At 50.0% G+C, this 20569-nt stretch carries 15 protein-coding genes; 3 read left to right on the top strand and 12 right to left on the bottom strand.

Going from position 1 to position 20569, the window contains the following annotated elements:
* Nucleotides 1–97: 97 nt before the first annotated feature.
* Together ACN0YR_RS00775 and ACN0YR_RS00770 are read left to right on the top strand one after the other, a co-directional pair.
* On the top strand, nt 98–2368 hold the full coding sequence (locus ACN0YR_RS00775) for a vWA domain-containing protein (RefSeq protein ID WP_417847295.1): 2271 nt from the start codon (nt 98–100) through the stop codon (nt 2366–2368).
* A 167-nt stretch (nt 2369–2535) separates the two neighbouring features.
* Entirely contained in the window at nt 2536–3462 is a 927-nt protein-coding gene (locus tag ACN0YR_RS00770; protein WP_417847294.1) for a UbiA-like polyprenyltransferase, read from the top strand.
* Nucleotides 3463–3644: 182 nt separating this feature from the next.
* On the opposite strand, the gene ACN0YR_RS00765 is transcribed toward ACN0YR_RS00770, so the two are convergent.
* The 10 genes from ACN0YR_RS00765 to ACN0YR_RS00720 form a co-directional block, all read right to left on the bottom strand.
* Complete coding sequence (locus ACN0YR_RS00765) at nt 3645–4817, bottom strand: hypothetical protein (protein WP_417847293.1); 1173 nt, start codon at nt 4815–4817, stop codon at nt 3645–3647.
* Nucleotides 4818–4819: 2 nt separating this feature from the next.
* Nucleotides 4820–6232 carry a hypothetical protein gene (locus ACN0YR_RS00760; protein ID WP_417847292.1) on the bottom strand — a complete coding sequence of 471 codons (1413 nt, stop codon included), beginning with the start codon at nt 6230–6232 and terminating at the stop codon, nt 4820–4822.
* Nucleotides 6233–6242: 10 nt separating this feature from the next.
* A complete protein-coding gene (locus tag ACN0YR_RS00755; RefSeq protein WP_417847291.1) occupies nt 6243–7475 on the bottom strand; it encodes a glycosyltransferase in 1233 nt (410 codons plus the stop codon).
* Nucleotides 7476–7548: 73 nt separating this feature from the next.
* Nucleotides 7549–8583, bottom strand: a complete 1035-nt coding sequence (locus ACN0YR_RS00750) for an NAD-dependent epimerase/dehydratase family protein (protein WP_417847290.1) — start codon at nt 8581–8583, stop codon at nt 7549–7551.
* Complete coding sequence (locus ACN0YR_RS00745; RefSeq protein ID WP_417847289.1) at nt 8574–9719, bottom strand: Gfo/Idh/MocA family protein; 1146 nt, start codon at nt 9717–9719, stop codon at nt 8574–8576. Before ACN0YR_RS00745 ends, ACN0YR_RS00750 begins: the two co-directional genes overlap by 10 nt.
* A gap of 156 nt (nt 9720–9875) precedes the next feature.
* The gene (locus ACN0YR_RS00740; RefSeq protein WP_417847288.1) at nt 9876–11030 is read right to left on the bottom strand and encodes a glycosyltransferase; all 1155 of its coding nucleotides are present in this window, start codon (nt 11028–11030) and stop codon (nt 9876–9878) included.
* A 94-nt stretch (nt 11031–11124) separates the two neighbouring features.
* Nucleotides 11125–12273 carry a GNAT family N-acetyltransferase gene (locus ACN0YR_RS00735; RefSeq protein WP_417847287.1) on the bottom strand — a complete coding sequence of 383 codons (1149 nt, stop codon included), beginning with the start codon at nt 12271–12273 and terminating at the stop codon, nt 11125–11127.
* Between the two features lie 14 nt (nt 12274–12287).
* Complete coding sequence (locus ACN0YR_RS00730) at nt 12288–13790, bottom strand: oligosaccharide flippase family protein (RefSeq protein WP_417847286.1); 1503 nt, start codon at nt 13788–13790, stop codon at nt 12288–12290.
* An 11-nt stretch (nt 13791–13801) separates the two neighbouring features.
* The gene (locus tag ACN0YR_RS00725; RefSeq protein ID WP_417847285.1) at nt 13802–14677 is read right to left on the bottom strand and encodes a glycosyltransferase family 2 protein; all 876 of its coding nucleotides are present in this window, start codon (nt 14675–14677) and stop codon (nt 13802–13804) included.
* A 35-nt stretch (nt 14678–14712) separates the two neighbouring features.
* Nucleotides 14713–16056, bottom strand: a complete 1344-nt coding sequence (locus ACN0YR_RS00720) for an O-antigen ligase family protein (RefSeq protein ID WP_417847284.1) — start codon at nt 16054–16056, stop codon at nt 14713–14715.
* A 600-nt stretch (nt 16057–16656) separates the two neighbouring features.
* On the opposite strand from ACN0YR_RS00720, the gene ACN0YR_RS00715 reads away from it, so the two are divergent.
* Nucleotides 16657–17796 carry a sulfotransferase family protein gene (locus ACN0YR_RS00715; RefSeq protein ID WP_417847283.1) on the top strand — a complete coding sequence of 380 codons (1140 nt, stop codon included), beginning with the start codon at nt 16657–16659 and terminating at the stop codon, nt 17794–17796.
* Nucleotides 17797–18056: 260 nt separating this feature from the next.
* Here ACN0YR_RS00715 and ACN0YR_RS00710 read toward each other — a convergent pair whose 3' ends face one another.
* Complete coding sequence (locus tag ACN0YR_RS00710; protein WP_417847282.1) at nt 18057–19490, bottom strand: DUF1501 domain-containing protein; 1434 nt, start codon at nt 19488–19490, stop codon at nt 18057–18059.
* A gap of 125 nt (nt 19491–19615) precedes the next feature.
* A complete protein-coding gene (locus ACN0YR_RS00705) occupies nt 19616–20410 on the bottom strand; it encodes a DUF4159 domain-containing protein (RefSeq protein WP_417847594.1) in 795 nt (264 codons plus the stop codon).
* Between the last annotated feature and the right edge of the window lie 159 nt (nt 20411–20569).

The raw sequence follows: 20569 nt of genomic DNA, 5'->3' as shown, positions 1-20569 counted from the left end.
GAATCTACATACTCTTACTGAAGACTTTTTCAAGAATCGGTTTTCTCCTAAGCTCTCCGACAAGATTTCACACCTTGTCTCATTTACACAACCACTTATGTCCTTTACGTTTACTAACATCGCAATGCTTGCAGGTCTGGTCACGATCATTCTTCCTGTGGTTGCGCACTTGCTAAGCAAACGAAGGTATGATGTCGTCAATTGGGGAGCGATGCAATTCCTCCAATTGGGGCAAAAAACAAGACGACGGATTCGGTTTCAGGATCTCCTTCTCTTGTTATTGCGAATGGGCCTTCTTGCGTGCTTGGTTTTAGCTTTGGCTCGGCCAAACGGGAGTGGGGCTTTCTTTGCGACTTTGGGGAAGCCTGTTGGCAGGGATATTGTATTTGTATTAGACGGGTCAGGCAGTATGGGGTGGGAGGGTGAGAAGCAGACTCCGCACGCAGCCGGACTCCAATGGATTCACACGGCGATCGAGCAACTCAATCCGGGAGATACTGTTGCAATTCTTGACGCCCGTTCTCGGAACCGACGTCTGATTCACCCCCCAACTTCTGACATGTCTTACGTGCGAAGTGTCCTTGACCAAGTCCCTGAACCGACAGGACGATCCAATCTCACAGAGGCGATTCTAGACGCCCTCAGGATACTTTCGACTACTAACAACGTCACCCGCGAAGCTGTAATTCTGACGGATGGTCAAGCGTTTCCGTGGGAAGTGGATAATGAATTTGGAATTCAGCGAATTGATGATCTTCTCCAACAACCAGAAATCCCCCCGAGTGTTTCCGTGGTTAACCTTTCGGGAGACAACGCAGACCGGTCAAATAGCTCTGTCGATAAAATTCAACTCTCTCGAGAATTGACCGTTCCTGGGTTCCCAATTCAGTTTCGGACAACCATTCGACAATCAGGAGGTGAAGCGACTCAAAAAGTGGTCTCGCTATCAATCAATGATCAGCCAGCGCCGGATGCAACACGGGTGGTCAATCTGCTTCCCAATGGTGAAGCGATGGTCGAATTTGAACACGTATTCACTTCGACTGGCCTCTTCCGAGTTACCGTTTCAATTGAGAAAGACCAATTGCACCAGGACGATCAATCGGAAGCGATCATTGTTGTTCAGAATGGAGTCCCGGTCGTGCTTGTAAACGGATCGGCGAACCTAGACGAAACTCGCTCTGACATCTTCTTTCTGAAGTCCGCTTTCGCTGCCTCTGGTGAAAGTTCTCCCTGGGTTCGGTCTGAAGTGGTCTCGCCGAGTCAGCTGAATGCAAATGTCCTGAACCGGAATCGGATTGCAATACTGTGTGACGTTGAATCCATCACGACGAAACAACAGTTGGAACTTATCGATTTCGTTCTCGCTGGAGGGGGGCTGATTCTCGCGCCTGGCGAATCTGTGGATGGCCCGCACTGGAACTCTTTTAAATTTGAAGGAGATGTTCCATTTCTCCCAGCAGAATTTGTGGAAATCGAGAAAGAAGACCTCGACATTGAAAAGCTTGTCACAATTGAGTCGTTAAGTTTGAATGCCTCTTGGCTGCAACGGTTTCGGAAGGAGCGTGGAGTTGATTTTTGGACAGCGAGGTTTTCCAACTGGTGGAAACTTCGACCTTATGATTTCTCCGTGAAAGACGCTGAGCAACCAGAACAAGGTGACGAGAACGAAGCGACGCAGTCGATGCAGACGGAACTGATCAAGCTTACGAACGGTCAGCCCTACATGTTCAGCCGCCGACTCGGCGAAGGGGTCATCATTCAACTGGCAGCTCCACTGGATGCCGATTGGTCAACATTGCCAGCCCGCAACGACTTTGTTCCTTTTGTTCACGAACTCGTTTTTCGATTCGCGGGGATGGAAACCGCTCACAATGTTCATGTCGGCATGCCTATTCAAGTGGAACTGCAGGAAGATCAGCGACCGCGCGATTTCCTGGTCACCGGGCCGGGAATCGAAGGTGCAATCCCTGAGTTCGCACGGCAAGGAAAAAACAACTTTGCGTCATTCAGCGAGACATCGATCCCCGGGCGATACACTTTTCACGAAGTCAATGCCCCGCAGGATTTGGGTATTCCATTTGTCGTGACAGATGACAGGGAAGAATCAAACCTGACACCTTTGAACGATCTGGCGTGGGAATCACTGCTCGGAAAGGATCGGATGCGGAAGATCGATACGATGAGCGATCTGACGAAACGGGTTCAGGCAGAGAATTCCCAGACAGAATTATGGTGGGTGCTTTTATTATTTTTACATGCGATGCTCATCGGTGAGGTCGCCCTCACAAGAAAGATGCTTCATGATGGGCACGCAGAACTGGAAACTGACATCCCGGCGGACTCTTTGGATGCGGTCGGTGCATGATTTTTTCTGATGCCGAATTCATAGCAAATCCCGATCAGTGAATCTCACATTATTTTGACGGTTGCTGAAATGAGAGTCTTCGATACTCTCCATTCAAATCATCGCGCCACGAGCGGACGACATCGATCTCAATTACATAGTAAGCGTTAACACTGTAAGCGTTTCTCATGCAAACCATAGAATCATCAGCAACACCTGCGACAGCAGTCTCTTTCTGGCGACGGCTCAAAGACCTTCTCGGGCTGATCCGTTTTAGCCACACCGTATTCGCTTTGCCGTTCGCCCTCCTTGCAGCGGTCCTCGCGTGGAGGGACTACCCTTTTGAAATTCGACACTTGATCGGGATTGTGCTTTGCATGGTGTTTGCCCGTTCGGCGGCGATGGCATTCAATCGACTGATCGACCGAAACATCGATGCCGAGAACCCGCGAACTGAAGGTCGGCACATCCCTGCTGGAATTCTCTCCGTCCGAATTGTTGTCGCGTTTACATCTGTTTGTGTCGTTGGATTTGTGCTTTCGACTCTCTTATTCTTGCCGAACGTCTGGCCGGTGATTCTCTCCTTACCAGTTCTCGGATTTCTGCTGGGATACTCTTATACAAAACGATTCACGGCGCTTTGCCACTACTGGTTGAGTGCTGCTCTTATGCTCTCCCCCATTGCTGCCTGGATTGCGATTACAGGGACCCTCTCTTGGACACCGGTATTGCTGGCTGCTGTCATTTTCTTCTGGGTTGGCGGATTTGACATCATCTACGCCACGCAAGATCTGGAATTCGATCAATCTGTAAAGCTGCATTCAATTCCGGCGAAAGTCGGCACGCGGAACGCACTCATCATTGCTTTTCTCAGTCACGTCCTGACGATGGTATGCCTGTTCGGACTGTGGTCGATCGCTGGCCTGGGAACAGTTTTCCTTGTGGGTGTCATTCTGGTGAGTGGGCTACTGATTTACGAACACTGGATCATCAGCCCGGAAGACATGTCGCGAGTCGGCGTCGCGTTTTTCAACATCAATGCTCTCATCAGCATCGGCCTGTTTGTCCTCGGAGCAGCGGACATTCTCGTGACAAATTTTTTCAGTAAGACGTAGGCACATTTCACTCATTCACAAAATTAAGATGCTTTAGAGCAGTTTGCTCTACCGTGTGCCCGTGAAGAACGCATTTCTCTAGAAAAAATGCTGTTCGCCACGAGGCAGATCCTGCAAACCAATTCGAAAGATGCTCTAGAGGCAGTCCGAAACCTTCTGGAATAGCTGCTTTCCTCAAAGTTCTAGGCTTTGTGAACGTTTGCGTTCTCATGCTGGTTCTGGAAGTGAAAGCTCGGAACAGCGTATCCCAGTTCTGCTTGATGAACGAACTGTGACATCTCCCAAGCTGTGACGAAGTGGAACCTGAGCTTCGAATTTTCCTGGCTCATCGATTCGAGTTCACGATAAAATTGCTGCATCGGTTCACCGAGCATCGTGTCGATGTTTTCGTTTTTGCAACCATGGGTATGTAGTTTCACAAACCGCCAGTTTGGTTGTCCCGCAACAGTCACTCCCGCATTGAGCCACAGCTTCATTCTTTCAGCTGTTCCCGGGCGATTGCCGTGAAGGTCTCCATTTTCGATTCGTGGGATCAGCCCATATTTTCGAGATTTCCAGTCCAGGGTGAGCGGCCCCTGTATCATCAACAGATGGTCCTCGGGTGGATGAATCCCGACTCGTGAGCGGATTCCGGTGTCGTGTGACTTCCTTTGTCTCGGACGATCTTTCGCATAATAGATGCTGTTAATCGTGCTCGTCTGTGTTGCACTGGGAGCTGATGGAAGAGTGAAGTCGGCATAGCAACCGGTTTCCATCAGTATCGTCAATTCCTGATCGACTCCGCAGCACGCACCATCAGGGCGAGAGTTGCACAGCGACCAGTTTCCGTGAATGAACCCATAGACGATTTCCCCTGTCACCGGATCTTTTCGCAGTAATCCATGCCGGTGGTACAGCGTCTCCCGAAACGAATTCAGCTTTTCGCGAAGTTGCTCGGGCGTATCATCATGATGATGAAGATGTACGTCGACATCTCCAAAGCCAGCTTCACAGAGTGGCTTGATCCCATCCAGATACTCAGGTCGATATTCATCCTGAGGAAAGAAGAATGTGTACTGAGGCGGTCGCCCATTAACATCGCGGAATTGCTCAAAGAGTCGCGGATATTCTTCTCGCCAGCGCGAGACGCGATGATTCGCGGTCTCTTGTGAGGCACCATAGCATTCTGGTTCCCAGTGGTCGCAAATCGCAATGAAGACATCAATGACGTCGTCAGGATGGATTGCCGGTTTGTGCTCTTTGGGAAGGGCGTAACTGCGAATCCAATACTGCATGTTGCGAGCACGAATCAACAGCGCGAGACCAACTGCACAGGACACAGCAAAGCAGCTTGTGGCGATCAGAAAGAATTTCATTATCAGCTTCCTTCCGGATCAAGTTGAACGTCTCGCCCCATGAATAATGATCGAAACCGCGAAACGCTTTGCGATTCCTGGCGAATAGTTTGATTGAGCAAACTGGCGAGTTCCCCTGCCAATTGCCGTCGATGAAAATGATTGATGTTCCAGTCTCCTGACGAATACTCAACACCACAGCGATGCTGTTCAACGAGAAGGCTGAGTTGATCGGCGATGTTGCTAATCATTTTCGGTTCGCAGAGCACAGTCCCCGGAAGGTCTCGCACGACATCCCAAACATCACCTTCGGGGGCGACAACAAACATTGGCCGTTTGGCCGCCATATATTCAAACGTTTTGGCGTTAATGATTCTTTGGGTCTTTGGGAGGTCTGAATTAATCATCAGCAAACTGTCGGCAGTCCGCATCAATTGGACAGCCTGAGTATGATCAATGAACGGCAACCGGCTGACGGCAACTGCGGTCTCTTTTAACCGGTCAACAATGGCCTCCTGCTCTTCTGTTCGTCGACCGGCCAGAAGTAACTCAATTTCATTGGCGATGGCTGGGCTTGTCTGATTCAACATTTCCAGCGCGTTGACTACGGGCTCGATAGAATTCAGGTTCCAGAGAGTTCCGATAAAGGCCAGACGAAACCGCGATGTTCCGTTTCCAAAGTCTTCTTTTTCGAGCGAGACATCCATCGGAAAATCATCCGGGTCGAAACCGTTGTAAATGTGCGAGGCGACGGCGTCGCTGCCCGCCTGATTGGCGATTTCGCCAACGGCAGCGGCGCTGGAAGGAGTTGTTGCAAGAATAGACCGCGCGGCTTTCAAAGCTTTGTGTTGTTGGCGAGTTTGTATCCAGTTGCTAAGCCGGCTCTGTGATTTGTTTTCCCAATATGCATTACTGATGTCCCACTCATCCCGGTAATCAAGAATTAAGGGGAGCCCAGTTCTCTTCGCCAGCTTGGCACCGAGCAGTAAAGAAGAAAATGGTGGGCCGGTGGCGACAATAGCATCGTGATGGACATCCTTAAGGATTTTCAATCCATCTCGGTACGCATGCGGATGCCACAGAACTTGCGAGTCTGGCTGAAGCAACGTGTTTCCGACCGCACGAATTCCGGACTTGATTGCTGAGACCAGAAGATTCTTCTTTCCCGTTCCCTGACCTCCTGAAACTTTCTTTTTGAGACCGTATCCCGGCTCGTAAGTCTTCGCTCGTCGAATGAGACTTCCTGCGGGAATGTCTTTTAACAGTGATTGATCGTGGAGCGGAACCGAAGGATTCGAAACTGTTAAGATTGTCGAGTTCCAACCATGCTGCGGGAGGTACTTTACAAACTTCGTGACACGATGAACTCCCACTCCCCCTACCGGTGGAAACTGGTAGGCGACAAACAAAACGCGATGTTGTTGCGATGTGATCATGAGGTGAGGTTTACTGACTGACAATCGGGATCTCTGAGGGGAGATTTTGCATTGAAGCCCCTGTTCGGGAAGAGGATTTCTCCGAGCGAAGTCTCTCAAACAGACTTGCCGTTTCGAGAGCCGTCTTATCCCAGGTACGGGCTTGATATTGCCGGGCATTCTTTGCATATGACTCGTCGAGGACTTCGACAATCGCCTTCGCGAGCAAATTGGAATTCTGCTTGGGTACCAGCTGTGAGTATCTGGAATCAGCAATTTCCGAAATGCTTCCGACATCGGTGGAGACGAACGGAGTCCCGCAAGCCAGGGATTCCCGCAACACGTTCGGGAGTCCTTCTGAATCGCTGGACATCACAGTTAGGTCCGCAGCTCGATACCAGTCGGCGATTTGATCATGACCAATCGTTCCTTCAAAGCGAACCGACTCACTGAGGCCACATTGCTCGACTCGCATTTCCAGACGGCTGCGCTCGGGGCCATTTCCAATAAGATGTAACTCAAATGGAAGTTTCTGACTGAGGAGTTCTGAAGCCGCGTCGATGAGAACATCAAGTGCTTTTACTGGAACCATTCGCCCGACCCAGACGAGATGTTTGCGTTCTGAGCTCAGCTTCAATTGTTGTTGAGACTCGCTTCGTGATACGTGCTGATGAAAGACTTGCGGATCAATCCCCTGATAGATTGTCTGAACTCGATCAGGATTTGCTCCCAGCTCAATCACGGAATTTCGTAATCCGTCGCTGACGGTGATTACAGTCTCTGATTGCAATAAGACGTCTCGAACTCGAGGGCCTCGTTTCGGAAGATTGGGCAGAATGAGTACGTCGCTTCCTCCGACAATAACCGCCGAAGGAACGTTCGCCAATTGGGCGGTGCGAACACCAACTTCGCCCTCGGGGTGAGCCCAGTAACTGAGAACGGCTTCAGGCTGAAATTCATTGACCGCTTTTTGAACTTCTGATTTGACCGACCACCACATCTGGTCGCCCGACTTTTCCTGCATGACCTTCGGTGTGTACCAGAAAGTTGGATAACTGGCTGCGAGGTTTGAGGATTGCAGTTCATTCGGCAACTGATAGCGATTTTTTTTCAGTCGGAATGGAATCGCTTCGGTAAACGCTCGAGGAGCGATCACACGCACCTGGTGCTCCTGCGACAATGCTTGGCAAAGCGCAGAATTGTACGTCCCGCGAGCCGGTGAGCTCGCGTCGGGAAAGGTCGTACTGATAAAAAGAATGCGCATGATTATAAGGAATGTTGTACTTCCATCGGGGAAAGAAGGCTTCACACTTTGACTTTGGACTCTGTTTTGCCTGTCAGCCAGCGATAGTTTGGCGAAGTCCCTCTTCTGTCGAAATCTTTGGGGTCCAGTTCAGTTTGTGCTTGGCTTTCGCATTAGAGTACCGCACCGGCTTCCACATCGCTTCGCATTTATGCTTGGTCAAAACGGGGGGAAGTTGCCCCTCAGACCAATTCAAATACCATTCGTACACCTGCGACATCGGACCGAGAGCCCCGCGAGGAATCCACAGGCAGCGAGTTTTTTTTCCTTGCCTTCTCATGGATCGCAGAATTTGTTTTCCAGTCGGTAAGTTGTCATCGACAAGATTAAAGACTTCGCCCTCGATGTTTGGCACGAGCCCAGCGAGTTTGATTCCATCGGCACAGTTTTCAACAAATGTGTAGGGAAGCTCCTGCCCTCCTCCCATCCGAATGAGGAACGGACCGACTGGCAACCCGACACGACTGGTCACAGCGGATCGCCCCGGACCATAAATCACTCCCGGGCGAACGATGACTAGCGGCAAACCTAGTTGTTCGCTCAATTGTCGCGCGACAGCTTCCTGGCGAACTTTGCTGAATGTGTATGGGTCACGCTGTTCGGGGTGTAAATCGATTGGCGTATTTTCGTCGAGTGTGCCCCATCGCTTGACTGACTGCGTTCCATAAACTCCCAACGAACTGATCAAGACAAACCGTCCGACGTTAGCAGTCGCTGCAACTTCCATGAGTTCGCGAGTCGGGATGACAGTGTTCAAAAACATTGTTGACGCACTCCCTCCCAGAGAGGCGGCCAGATGGTAAACCACATCGCTGTCGGCAAAGTGACGACTGACAAACTGCCGGTCGGTCAGCGATCCTCGGCAGAATTCAATTCGTCCGTGCAGATTTTGGTCGATGTTTTTCAAAAGCTCTGCGGTGCAGCTTGAGTCTCGAATTAGACATCGAACATGAATGCCGTCTTCTTCGAGAAGGGAACGAACGAGGCGGCGTCCAAGGAACCCGGTCGCTCCTGTCACTGTCGCAGTGGTTGGCACCGGGGAAGTGAGAGAGGTTTGAGCTATGGACATGTGGGGACCTCTTCAAATCGAGTTGAATCTGATGTTGACGCGGAGTTCGATTTGTCCGTTGAATTCGTTAGGCTTTGTTCGCGGCAATGATCAAAAATCCGATCCATTAACAATGTGACGCGATGGACTTCATGCGGCGGAATCGGGGGTGCGCTTCCTGTTTGAATCGACTCGTAGAATCTTTCGCATAGCGTTTTCATTCCGGCGAAGTAGTGAATATCCGCTTTGGCAAATCTCCAGAGGTTGTTCGAGAGGTTCCAGATGGAATTCCGGAAATGCTTCCAGGGAAGTTCCAGCTTGGCGAACGCGCCAGGGAGTTTCGCGATGGAGTTCAGGCGAACAGTCTGGGCATCGAAGTCGACTTCGAGCGTCCCTTTCGCACCATAAATACGTGTGATTCGTTGCGGTGGAATTCTTGTCGAAAAGGTCAAGCTTCCGCTTTGACGTCGTCCTTGAAAAGAGATCTGTAACTCTGTCGGGAAGTCGTAATCTGACTGCGTGTACCAATTCCCGATGAGTTCCGGTTGATCATCTTCCATTAAATCAGTGATGCGATACAGCGGATGGGAGATCGTGTTCTGAAAGAGTCCCCCAGGCAGCTTGCGGACCCAATGATTCGGATTGGCAGCGACAAGGGCCCCGAAGTTTCCTGCGATCGGGTAACCCAGGATCGATTCGATATGCCCAACCTCTCCGATGAGCCCCTGTTGAATCCATGCATGACATCGCATCCACATTGGATCAAAAAGTTGATCATGGCCGACACAGACTGACCGGTTTGCTAACTCAGCAGCGGCAAGGACTCGAGCCGATTCAATTGCATCGAGTGTGAATGGCTTTTCGACATAGACATGACATCCAAGGTTCAGCAACTTGATTGTCAGATCGGCATGAGTATGTGCCGGTGTTGTAATGTGGACAACATCCGGTCGAACCTCCTCAATCATTCGGTCCAGATCGGTGTAAGTGTGCGGAATTTGAAACCGTGCTGCTGCCTGATATGCAAGGTCCTCATGGATATCACAGACAGCGACAACCTCTGCGGACTCGATCCGAGCAATCTGCGAGAGATGTGCATCGGCGATTTGTCCACAGCCCAGAAGGGCGACATTTAATTTTGGGGTCTGCTGTTTCATTGGCGAACCGTTTGTTCTTTGAGTTTCATTCCCAAGTTTCTGAACTCGGTCAAACATTATTTACGACAAATTTGTGGACCTGATATTCTTCGCAACGCTAACAAAATCTCTGACCTCGCACTGAGACTTCGAGATCTTGCACAGGCTCGGCTTGGGCTAATCATTTCTTTTTTCGTAGAGCTCTGAATACAGTTCTTCGTACTGGCGGATCATGGTGCGGATATTGAAATGCTCCTCGACGCGTTCGCGAGCAGCTTTGCCGATTTCCGGCCAGATAGCCCGTTCTTCAATCATGGCAATCATCTCATGAGCCAGCTGGTCCGGACTTCTCGGCGGGACCAGTTTACCGGTCTCTCCCGGCACAACAATTTCCGGGCTACCACCGACAGCGGTCGTGACGATCGGCAGGCCGACAGCCATTGCCTCTAGCAAAGTCAGTGAAATTCCTTCAGTCGTGGAGGACGAAACAAAGAACCCGGCGGTTGCCAACAGGTCATGGACGTCACTTCGTTCACCGAGAAACGTCACGTTGGAGTTCATCCCGAGTTCATTAGACAGGTCTTCAAGCTGTTGACGCTCTTGCCCGTCTCCAATGAGTATCAACTGAAACTCAGGGTACGATTCCAAGACAATTTTGGTTGCGTGCAGCAGTGTCGCGTAATCCTTCTCTGGAGAAAGTCGTCCGACAGAGATCGCTGAAAGCGAGTCGTGCGGACCTCGAAACCGAAAGCGTTCAAGGTCGATGCCGTTCCAGATACAAGTCATTTTGTCGGCGTTGGAGCGGTTTTGATCCTGGCAAAGTTTGGTTGCATCTTCTGAAACGCCAACAACTCGAGTTGTCAGATGATTCGCCAAGCGGAACTGCCAAAGCGATTTTCGGTTTGGTCCGCAACCACGTCCGTGCTGGCTGTTAATCACAATTGGCACCTTCGCAAATCTGGCAGCGAATGCTCCATAGAATTGCGGGTACGTGTTGTGCGTGTGAAGAATGTCAATCTGATGTTCTCTGAAAAGCTGCGCCAGTCGCTTCATTCCGGTCAGTTTGCCAATTTTTGAAAGGCCAATCTGATCGATCTGAAAACCAGATTCCCGAAGTTCCTGCGCCGGATGGCCAATCCCTTCGAGGGCAACAAAGCTTAGCTCGAACTTATTGGAATCGTGAAACCGACCATAGTCGACAAGCAGTCGTTCCAGGCCACCGGTTTCGAGAGTCATGCTGAGATGGCAAACTTTGAGACGCTTCACCGAAACAGGGTGTCCCTCTTCGTTTGCCTGAGCTGATTCAGGAATGTGTTCAATTGTTGTCTTCATGTTTGTGGTCCTACTGGAGCACGTTGTTCGAGTTTTGAACGATGTTGGTCTTCAACGAAACTGGGCTTTCGTAGTGAAAGCTGAGCCTGAACGGTTATTGAGTCGCAGAAGTACCCTGAATAAATCGCTTCATTTTTCGATATGTCTTGACTGTTTTCGTTTTAAGCGACGGTCGGTTGAATGTAAGCCAGCACAACTGGTTGCAGTGCGTCGACAGGTTATTCTTGTGTTGCTTTTCTCCGACCAGAAAATCGTAGGCTGAGAAGCCTCGCTTCAACGCCTCTTCCATACAAAGGTAGTGCGTGATCAGTCCGATGCTGGGGTATTTCTCAAAGGACTCAAAACCAGAGAGGTAGTCGAGCATTCTGTTTTGGTCGACAAGTAGCATCAGGCAACCGACAGTTTTCGATTCGTGCCGAACACGAAACAGGACCAGTTTTTCCTCTGCGATGAGTTGCACGATGAGCTGTCGCTGAAAATTCAGAAACTTTGGATTGGCAAACGCTCCTGGTTCACCTGTGGCGTTCCAACGTTCCTGGTGAAGTTCGACTAGCTCCTCAAAAATTTCTGCACCTTGCGCGAGATTCGTTGCCCATTCCGTTTCGAGTTTTCCGAGTTTCTTGATTCGTCGACGAATATTCGAACGGGTACTTTTCCCAAGTTGAGAGATGACATCAGAGTTCTTTTCTCGAGCTTCTTCGAAGTCAAAATAGAGACTGTCTCGATAGCGAATCGCAGAGTTCGGGAAATGAGTTTTCCATGGTCGGAGTTCGTCTTCAGCGAAGCCGTCTAAATTAAAGACTTCCCAACTGGTGTCGTTCGAAATTGTGTTGACGAGCCCATTCAGAAACGCCTGCGAATACTCTGGTTCAACCAGAAGGCGGTTGTATTCGACCTTGATTGTTCCCTGAAGAGCCTCTCCCGCGGTTCCGACGTGTAGCGTCTTTACTGGAAACGGTCCGTATTTCTGTTCAATCCCGGCAGTCAGCAATGCGATTCCGCGAACTTGATCGTCAGCTTCTCCGACCAGAAAGCGGAATGGAACTTCGTCACCGTAATTGTCGATCCAACTCTGCACCCAGGCAGGATGAGTCGCCATTGAGGAGTTCTCAAGCCGATGGGACAACCGGCTCCACATGTTCAATCCTTCACTCGCTTCAGAGGCTGTGTACGTCCTCCATGTCAGCGCCGCTGAACTCGTCTGCGTGACGTTGTTTTCATTTTGCGTCAGTGTTGATTGCATTTGAATCTTCGCACTTAGTGTGTGGCTGTTTTCGGATAGATCGTTGTAAGTGGAGGCCTGTTCCGATCGAGGATGTGGGTGAGGTATCGCATTCCCAACAGCACAATTCCTCCGCCCGCTGTGACTGCGAGTAATTGCAACCACCCGGGACTCAGTTCGTATCGAGAGATTAATTCGCAAAAGACCAGCAGTCCGATGAGTGCTGGAGTCTGGAGTACGACTGCTTGATGGAACAGATTTCTTCGATCCAGATAAAGCTGCTTCGTGGCATAAGGAAGAAACACAAACAGTTCGATGAGTACGATTGGGATGAGCGTTCCAATCGCCACGCCAACGATCCCCCAGTATTGGATCAGGATAAGCGAGAGAATTAAGTTGAATGCTGCCTCAGCGATATCGATAAAAGCAGGAAGTCGGACCTGTCCGGTACCGAGCAGTGCTTTTCGTGTGACAACCATTGGCAAAGCGACCATCTGTGCGCCGACCAGAATTGCCATCACCAAGGCGCTGGATGGGTAATGTTTTCCAATCCAGGTTTGAATGAGCATTTCGCCAAAGTAGGTCGCTCCGATGAAGAAGCCTCCGGAAAGAAGAAATGCGACTCCCATTCCTTTGGCGACTATTTTTCCGAGTTCATGACTCCCCTGCTTTGCATGAAGTTCACCCGCCTTGGGAAGAATTGCTTCACCAATTTGTGCGATCGGGATCTGAATCATCTGAGCGATTCGCAACCCAATCTGGTACGGAACCACTGCAATTGGCCCAAGTATCAATCCGATCACGACCGTGTCGGTAAAAAAGATGAGATACTCAGCAACGAGAGCGATCGCATTAAATGCACTAAAACCAAAACACTCTTGCAGCACATCCTTACGAGTATTCCAAGGAGCTATTGAAAGAGTTGGAATCAACCGATAGGCGATGACCGCACTGATTAAATGCTCAGCGAGAGTCACAGCCAAAAAGATGAGAGCGAGAGTGATCAACCCATATTGCTGCTGTAAACAAAGCAGAACAAGGACGAGACGAGTGATACCGATGCCAACCTCGATGCTGCGTTTGATGTCCAGCCGCTGCATCCCGATCAACACACCGCCGTACACACTGCCGATCATTCCGAGCGCGATGGTACCGCCGACGATTAAAATCGACAGACGAATTTCCATGAGCGATAATGAGTCCCATTTATTCAGGCTCCCTGCCCCCCAGGCGAAACATGCGGTCACCAACAAAGCGATGATTGCTGTGACGAAATAAACAGATTGAATCGAACTGACAAATTGATTCAGTCGTGTCCATTCCTTGCGAGCGGACAGGTCAGAAACATAACGACAAATTGTCGCTCCGAATCCGCCATAAATCATCCCTGAATACCCTGCGACGGCGTTGATAAAGACCCACGCACCGTACTGCGATTCCCCCACCGTCCCGAGGATGTACGGCATCAAAAAGAAGCCAATCATCACGGTCACGAGGTGGGCTGCCCAACCGGCCAGAATGTTTTTCCTGAGTGTCATTGAGGCAGTCTTTATGTGGTTGCAGTCCGAGGTTCGCCAAGAACGAAATTGGGCAGGAAGGTCGCCAACCAGTATTTCAGTGAATTGAGCGACGGTCGTTGACGGAGCAACTTCCCGTAATACGAACGAGCGAGCCTTAAATTGCGTCGCCAGAATAACGCTTTGGCATATTCCTCATAGAGATCCGCTTTCTTAGCCTGGACCATCTCTGCTGGAAGATTGAGTTGACCAGCGATCACATCAACATTGTGCAACTCTGCCTTGATGACTCGCTCATACTGCCCGGACAAGTTCCCTTCGGCAGGGGTGTAATGAATCAGGGCTTTCTTGACCGTTACGATTCGATAGTCAGATGCAACAATGCGAAGCCACAAGTTGTAATCTTCAGCACACATCATCGCCCGGTCTTCTACGAACTCGCCGACTTCAGTCAAAGTTTTGCGATTCAGAACGACAGTTGAAGTTCCTATGTAGTTGTGCTTCCAGAGTGTTTTGAAGTCGATCACTTCAGATTCGAGTTCAATGTCTTCTTCAATTTCATAGCAGTGAACAACTCCAACATCCGGCTTGCAGTACGGAAGTTGAATTTCCGACTTCTCAGGCAGCCAGGTGTCGTCCGCATCGACCAGTGCAATCCAGTCGTAGCTCGCTCTGCGAATTCCGTGGTTCCTCGCCGCTGCGGGACCAGCATTGTCCTGCATGAGCAGACGAACCTGATCTCCATATCTGGAGACGACGTCACAAGTCGTGTCCGTAGAACCGTCATCGACAACGAGGACTTCACTTGGTGGAACTGTTTGGGCAAGCACACTATTGAGTGTTTTTTCAATGGTGTGGGCCGCATTGTAGGCGGGAATGACCACGCTGTATTTGGGAAGTTGGCTCATGGATTCATAACTCTCGTTCTTTGAGACATCAACGCTTAACCGAAGCGAGCAAAAACGCGGACAAACAAATACGCACAAATCAGCACGCCAAAACTGCAGGCGATCCAGGGCTGCGCGGTTCGGGAATTTAAGATGAGTAATGGACGTGGGCTTGGACGACAAAAACCGACGAGGTTGACGAACGAAGCACAAATCCCAGCGATCATGTAAGTCGGCGGAACGTAACATCGAGACAGGGAACACATCCCCATACACCAACAGGCCAACATGGCTGCGATGTACGGGAAGAGCCTTCGTAATTCAGGCTGATGAATTTTGAATCCATTCGTTTTCATCAGGAGAAAAGTGAAAGCAGGAAGAAAGAAACAGCCAAAAAAGAATGTTCCTCCAACAAGCCCCAACTCAACGAACGCATGGACATAAGAATTGTGTGCGACGTGTGTTGAGATTTCCGTGTACTGACCTTCTCCGATTCCAAAGATGACTCGGGTGTTGCGAATGGCCATCAAACCATCGCTCCAGATTTGAATCCGCTGCTGTCCCGTTCCACTGGAAACATCAATATTGGCTGCTCGTCCCAATGCGACGGGAACAGCGGCGGCACACAGGGCCCCAATTGTCAGAGCCACCTTTCCTCCGTAACGAGTGCAAAGCCATGCGAACATCGCAATCATCGCTGCGAGAAGCCCTCCGCGAGAGTACGTGTAGTACATCGCGACCGCCATGATCATCAAAGGCAAGATCCACAGCATCCGGAACAATGAGATGTTTTTATCAGTCAGGAAGTAAATCGAGATAATCGACGTCACCACGATCAAAAGCGACAAGTCGTTGGGATCGTGAAAGATTCCCAAACCGCAAATCCTGAAGAACCAGATTTCGTTCCCGTAACGATCAACACCGTTCCGGTCAGGAATGTGACGCAGAATCGTCCGTTCGTCGGGAGGAAGCTTATGCTCGATATCCAGCACTTGCTCCAGGTTCGGATTGTTCAACCACTCCGCGTTGAAGCTGCGGTAGTCCACGACGCTGTAAGCAATCATCAATGTCGAGCAAATGGCCGTCGACATCAAAAAGTACCGCAGGCGAAGCGGCGATGTGATGACAGAAACCAGCACCAGGTAATACAGCGTGACCTTCAGCATTCCGATCACAGCAGTATCGATTTTGTCGAAATTCCCCGTCGACAGCCGAGACAACGCCACACAGATCGTGACAGCAATCACGCACAGATTCACCGGCTGCTGGATCAATGACTTCCATTGTACCTGATTGTGAATCCCCTGAATGGAGAACAACAATGCCAGAACAATAAACGCGAGATACACCTGCACATCCCCCATCGCCGGAAATAGTTCCGACGGGCGAATAAACAGCATGGCGTTGGCCAACAGAAAAAAGATGTATCCGAGCAAGTTGTTGCGAAATCGAGTTGACGGTTCAAAAAGTAGCAGAGTCCTCTCCTACGACAGGAAAGTTCATGTGTAACTATGAACCGCTCCCGATGTTGCGGATTGTTGAAGCGGGGTGAGATACGAAAAATACACGTGGGGAGATGCGACAACATTGAAAAACTTGATTCAGCCCTATTATCCGAATATTGATTAAAATCCCCCAAGCTGTTGCAATACTATCTTTCAGGAGCGAGCTTCCACTGAAATGTCTGTCGCGACTAATTCACACGACAATTGCCGGAAACAATCCCGATTTTTGTGTCGAACTCATTTGAACACGCGGATGTGTTCTTGATTCATTGCGATTGGAGTGAAGCCTTTCCTGCGAATTGTCGATTTCATCGAATAGAACGACTTTTTGACAACGCTTGAAGTACGCGTTCGGATGGCCTTCAAGTTCCTCGACAAATGGCTTCAACGCTCAAACTTGTTGAAGCACGGGTCTGTGATCTCAGAAACAGGCTCGTTGGAAAAGATTGGCAAATTCAGATGCCTGCAAAGGCAATCAATAAGGTGAACCGGCGAATGTCCAAGACGACGAGTGCAAAAGCCAAACAATCTTCCCAGGGACCATTAGTGATCTGGCATGGGATGACTGTCCCTCGGATGTGTGAGCTGCTTTCCAAAGGGCCAAATTTACACTGGACTCGCGCCGGACATATCGCTTTTCTCCCATTCATGGGGCTGTACAACTCGGTCATGTCAGGCGCGGAGTCTTTGATCTACGGCTCTCGTATTAAGAAGGTGAAACTCGAAAAACCTCCTGTTTTCATCTTGGGGTTCTGGCGCAGCGGCACAACCTTGCTGCATAATCTGATGACCTCTGACCCACAGTTTTCGTATCCTACCATGTACGAAACGCTGTTCCCTTCTCACTTTCTGCTGACTGAGAAAATCAATACAACACTGACTGCTCCCTTCGTGCCGAAAAGTCGACCGATGGACAACATGCCAGTCGCATGGGACGTTCCTCAGGAAGATGAAGTCGCTCTGTGTATTCTGACTCTCATTTCTCCCTACTCCCTCCTCGCATATCCTCACGATGTTGATGAAAACATCCCGTCGCTGCATGTTGAATCACTCCCTGAAGCGAAGAAGCAACGCTGGAAAGATGCGCTGGACCGTTTCGTTCGAAAGTTGACTGTCCGGTCGAAAAAACAAATCGTCCTGAAGTCACCTTCGCATACCTATCGGATAGAAACTCTTTTGAAGATGTATCCTGATGCAAAGTTCGTTTACATCTATCGAAACCCGCTGGATGTCTTCAACTCAACATGTCACCTGCGGCGGACAATGATTCAGGAAAACACATTGGGACGCCCCATCTTCAAAGATGTTGAACAGGAAGTGAAGCGACTGTATCGACTCGCATTTGATCGATATCAAGCAGACAAGCAATTGATTCCCGAAGGTCATCTTCACGAAGTGAGATACGAAAGCCTGGCAGCTGAGCCAGTCGAAGAGATGGAAAAGATTTACTCCTCTCTCAATATTGATCACGTCGACCAAATGAAGAAGGCGGTTGAACCGCAGGTCGAAAAGCTGAAAAGCTACAAGAAAAACAAATTCGACCCCGATCCCGTTATAGCCAGAGAAATCTACACAGAGTTCCGCGATGCCTATGAAAAGTACGGCTACGAGCCACCGCTCCCGGATCTTGAATAGGAAGCTTGCGAAGTCGTGCCGAGCTCTTGCCTCGTGGAGAGCATCCATGAAATCGTAAATCCGACCATCATGGGCATAACTTGCGTTGAAAACGCAACCGAGGGATTTCCCCAGTGCGAGTCTGGTGGTCTACAAGACTATGCTGCCAGTTGCCGACTCTACAGCAGTTTGCTGTACCGTGTGCCCGTGAAGAACGCATTTCTCCAGAAAAAATGCTGTTCGCCACGAGGCAAAACCTGCAAACCAATTCGAATGATACTCTATCCCAGTGGAATGGGCTCCGCGTTGAACAGCGGGATCGGTCGATTGCTGAGATCGTACCAGTGGGCGTTTCTGGAAAACCCGAGTGTTTTGTAGATCGTGGCAGCGAAGTTGTCGGGTGTTTGCTTGTCGCTCGTAGGGTGTCCCCCCTGCTTGTCGGTGGAACCAAGAACCTGTCCTCCCGAGACCCCTCCGCCAGCGACTAGCATTGTCTGCACAGCTCCCCAGTGATCTCGACCAGGCAGAGCATATGCACTTGGAAGTAGTGAGATTTTCGGGGTCCGACCAAACTCTCCCGCAACGATGACTAATGTGTCATCAAGACGTCCCTCGTTGTGCAAATCATCGAGAAGTGCGGAAAGCGAAGCATCAAATGGTGGTAAAAGATAATTCTTCAGATTCGGATACATGTTCCCATGTGTGTCCCAGGTTTCGTTGTTACCCAGATTCACCTGAACGTATCCGACTCCTTCGCGGGCTAGTCGATTTGCCAACATCAATGACCAACCAAAGGTGTTACGTCCGTACCGATCAAGATCTTCAGCGGGTGCATCGGTCACGTTGAAAAGCTTCCGCATTTTCGGATCGGAGAGCATCGTAATCGCCCGACTCTGATAGCGTTCCAGAGAGTCTGTTTCATGGAGTTGATCAAGCAGCGGACGGACCCCGCCAATCTGTTCGAGAAGTTGCAACCGACGGTCTGAGCGAGTCGAATCAATCCCTTTAGGCGGTGCGAGGATCGGAGTCTGGAACTTCAAGGACTTATCGAGTTCGCCACCACGTTGATGATGAAAGCCGAATTCTGGCCAGGCTCCATATGTGAGTGCGTTGAAGCGGGAGGCTGCCAGGAAGTGAGGCTCTCGATGTGCTCCCATCACTCCTGCAAACTGCCCGGGAACCACGCGACCGGTGCGGTGAATCAATCTTTCTGGCAAGACAATCGAAGGGGGAAGGCTTCCAGAGTCTGGAAGCAATGCACCAATAATCGCAGCCATTGACGGATGATCGGTCGGTTTCGGTCGTGAAGGATCAAACCCTGTCGGCAATTTACTTTGCCCGGAAAGCATCACCATGTGACCTTGCGAATGCTCGTTGTACGTGTGCGAGAGACTCCGGACGAGAGCCCAGCGTTCACTTCGCTGGGCGAGCATCGGCAAATGTTCGCAAATTTGCAGCCCCGGTGTCGCAGTCGAAATCGGCAAAAATTCACCGCGAATATTATCGGGAGCCCCCGGCTTCATGTCGAAGCTATCCTGTTGTCCTAATCCACCAGAGAGGAAAACATAGATGACAGATTTCTTAGGTCGACCGGTCGAATTTTTGTCGGCAGCCCGACTGATATTTGTTGCTCCGAATCCCATCACTCCTAATGCAGATGTTCCTAGAAACTTGCGGCGGGAATGAGATTTCTCAAGCGGATTCAGATGCGGCATCGGAGCCTCCGATGGAATTGGTGGGTGGATTGATGAGATCAAGCATTGCAGATTAGAAGAATTCGATCAAGTTCCATCAACGAACAGTGATAACATGAGGCGACATCAGTTGAAAAGATGACCGATCAATGGGTCATCGCGTAAAAGATAATGTTAATGCCCATGGGGTAAGCTTTTTTCTCTGAGAACTCATGGAAATACCATTCGTTTTCGCCTTCTCGTTCCCAGCCATCCCCCAAGTCGGTGTTATGACAGATTATGACCATCAGTCGACGCTTGTCGTCGAAGATACCGCGATAGTGAACTTCCTGAGCGTCTTCTCGCTCCCAGGTAATTCCATATGGCCGTCCTTGAATTGCAGCATTGATTGAAGGAACTTGCGGTTTTTCCTTGATTTCGTAGACGCAGTCAAAGATGGGGTGCTCCAGTGGGATATCTTCAATTTCGCGGTCAGGAAAAACTTTCTTGATCTCGGTTTCAAAGTTGTACCACTCTTGTTCTCCCCAAAAATCGTCGAACATCGCAAAGCCGCCATTCATGAGATAGCGACGAAATTCTTTCACTTCTTCAGGGGTAAAGTTCAGGCCTCCATTACCTCCGAATCCACCTCGACGACTAAAGCCTCCACCCGGTTCACAGAAATAGACGAATGGATAATTGAATAACCGCTTGTCAGTCAGCTCCAGAACAATGGGATCGGGATTCACTTTGAGTGAAGTGAGTTGCTGAAGGCGAAACGAGAGATTCAAGTCACTGTCCGGATAGTCAGTGCTCCAACGGCCTCGATCACCTTGAATCGCGTTGTAACGGATTCGCACGAACGTAAAGACATCCGAGGGAAACTCCTTGTCTTCTTCCCAATCTGGAACTCCCTTCCTGTCGAGATAGAAACGGGTCCCATCGCCTTGCGGTTGAAACATCCGTCCGCGTCGATTTTGGAACTGTGCCGTGCTTTCGGCTGAGAGACTGAATAGAGCGATGACGATGAAAAGATGATTTCTCAGCGTGATGATCAATCGACTTTGTTCAGCCATCGTGGCAACTCCGTTGCTGTCCAAGTTGAATTCCCTCTACCATGA

It is taken from the genome of Thalassoglobus sp. (assembly GCF_048270125.1).
Taxonomy (GTDB): Bacteria; Planctomycetota; Planctomycetia; order Planctomycetales; family Planctomycetaceae; genus Thalassoglobus.
Note: the sequence above shows the minus strand (reverse complement) of the source record. Positions and strands in the feature narration are given on the sequence as shown.

What these genes read in the sequence shown, in the direction of transcription:
- ACN0YR_RS00750 (WP_417847290.1), bottom strand. Translation starts at nt 8,583, where the DNA reads ATGTCCATAGCTCAAACCTCTCTCACTTCCCCGGTGCCAACCACTGCG.
- ACN0YR_RS00715 (WP_417847283.1), top strand. Translation starts at nt 16,657, where the DNA reads ATGTCCAAGACGACGAGTGCAAAAGCCAAACAATCTTCCCAGGGACCA.
- ACN0YR_RS00740 (WP_417847288.1), bottom strand. Translation starts at nt 11,030, where the DNA reads ATGAAGACAACAATTGAACACATTCCTGAATCAGCTCAGGCAAACGAA.
- ACN0YR_RS00745 (WP_417847289.1), bottom strand. Translation starts at nt 9,719, where the DNA reads ATGAAACAGCAGACCCCAAAATTAAATGTCGCCCTTCTGGGCTGTGGA.
- ACN0YR_RS00760 (WP_417847292.1), bottom strand. Translation starts at nt 6,232, where the DNA reads ATGATCACATCGCAACAACATCGCGTTTTGTTTGTCGCCTACCAGTTT.
- ACN0YR_RS00705 (WP_417847594.1), bottom strand. Translation starts at nt 20,410, where the DNA reads ATGTTTCAACCGCAAGGCGATGGGACCCGTTTCTATCTCGACAGGAAG.
- ACN0YR_RS00735 (WP_417847287.1), bottom strand. Translation starts at nt 12,273, where the DNA reads ATGCAATCAACACTGACGCAAAATGAAAACAACGTCACGCAGACGAGT.
- ACN0YR_RS00730 (WP_417847286.1), bottom strand. Translation starts at nt 13,790, where the DNA reads ATGACACTCAGGAAAAACATTCTGGCCGGTTGGGCAGCCCACCTCGTG.
- ACN0YR_RS00770 (WP_417847294.1), top strand. Translation starts at nt 2,536, where the DNA reads ATGCAAACCATAGAATCATCAGCAACACCTGCGACAGCAGTCTCTTTC.
- ACN0YR_RS00765 (WP_417847293.1), bottom strand. Translation starts at nt 4,817, where the DNA reads ATGAAATTCTTTCTGATCGCCACAAGCTGCTTTGCTGTGTCCTGTGCA.
- ACN0YR_RS00725 (WP_417847285.1), bottom strand. Translation starts at nt 14,677, where the DNA reads ATGAGCCAACTTCCCAAATACAGCGTGGTCATTCCCGCCTACAATGCG.
- ACN0YR_RS00755 (WP_417847291.1), bottom strand. Translation starts at nt 7,475, where the DNA reads ATGCGCATTCTTTTTATCAGTACGACCTTTCCCGACGCGAGCTCACCG.
- ACN0YR_RS00775 (WP_417847295.1), top strand. Translation starts at nt 98, where the DNA reads ATGTCCTTTACGTTTACTAACATCGCAATGCTTGCAGGTCTGGTCACG.
- ACN0YR_RS00720 (WP_417847284.1), bottom strand. Translation starts at nt 16,056, where the DNA reads ATGCTGTTTATTCGCCCGTCGGAACTATTTCCGGCGATGGGGGATGTG.
- ACN0YR_RS00710 (WP_417847282.1), bottom strand. Translation starts at nt 19,490, where the DNA reads ATGCCGCATCTGAATCCGCTTGAGAAATCTCATTCCCGCCGCAAGTTT.